Raw genomic sequence first — 1067 nt, forward strand, 5'->3', positions numbered from 1 at the left:
GTACGGCGGCGGGTCGTCCGGGTGGACCTCGGTCGTCACCGGGTCCGGCTGGTCCCGGTACCACCCGGTGTGCGGCGAGTCGACCGCGCCCGGGATCACCCCGTCGTCGTCCCAGAGCGACGTGGTCGGCGGCGCCACGTCGACCGGATCGACCCCGTCGGCGACCTGCCGGTCGTACGCCCGCCGGGTTTCCGGGTCACACAGCACGTCCCGGGCCAGGTTCAGCAGGGTGGCGGCATCGGCGTCCCCGGTCGCCGTGTCCGGGTGCAGCAGGCGTACCCTGCGCCGGTGGGCGGCGACGATCTCCGCCGTCGTCGCGTCCCGGTCGACCCCGAGGATCTCGTACGGGTCCCGACCGCCCAGGTCCCGCAGGGACGCACTCACCGACCGGCCGCCTTCGCCCCCGGTCGGGTGCTCGCCCGCCAGCAGGTCGTCTCCCACGCCCGTGCCCCGACCCCCTCCCGGTAGCCGTGTCCCACGGCGGCACAGAAGGTCAACGACCGGGTGTCGGTCAGGTAGCACCAGAGCCGGATCGTCGCGCCGTTGAGGCTGTTGGCGCTGCCGGTGCGGTAGGCGAAGAAGTCACTGCGCAGCGGCGCCGACGCGGTCAGGAAGGGATCCTGCATCAACTGCTGGTCCCGGGCCGGCAGCATCCCCAGCACGTCGGTGCACCCCTCGTCGAGGCGCAGCGGCCGACCCGGACCGGCCGGGGAGCCGGGGGCGGAGCCGGGCCGGTGGGCACCGGTCGCGGCCGAGGAGCGACGCTCCGTCGGTGCGGGGCTCGGGCCACGGACCGGCGCCGAACGGAACGACGCCTCGTCCAGGTGCACGGTCACCAACTCGTACGCCGGCTCGCCGGCACCGTTGACCGTCGGGTTGACCGAGACCAGGGCGCGGGTACCGAGCACCACGGCGCTGACCCGGCCGTCGAGGTCGGTGGCCCACCAGTCGAGCATTCGGCCGATGCGCTGGTCGACCCGGTCCCGCAGCCCCGGGCTCAACTGCTGCCAGCACTCCTCGCGGGTGGCACCGGACCCGGACCAGTGCACGGCGCCGGGCTGGTGCAC

The 1067-nt window shown here is 74.7% G+C and carries 2 protein-coding genes; both read right to left on the minus strand.

The annotated features are described in order from the left end of the window. Positions 1-384: J domain-containing protein (locus GSF22_RS33830; RefSeq protein ID WP_208817950.1), on the minus strand; the 384-nt coding region annotated here is incomplete at its 3' end. Continuing rightward, positions 381-1067: hypothetical protein (locus tag GSF22_RS33835; protein ID WP_208817951.1), on the minus strand; the 687-nt coding region annotated here is incomplete at its 5' end. The genes GSF22_RS33830 and GSF22_RS33835, both read right to left, overlap by 4 nt.

Origin of the sequence: Micromonospora echinofusca (assembly GCF_017614955.1) — a bacterium.
GTDB lineage: Bacteria > Actinomycetota > Actinomycetes > Mycobacteriales > Micromonosporaceae > Micromonospora > Micromonospora echinofusca_A.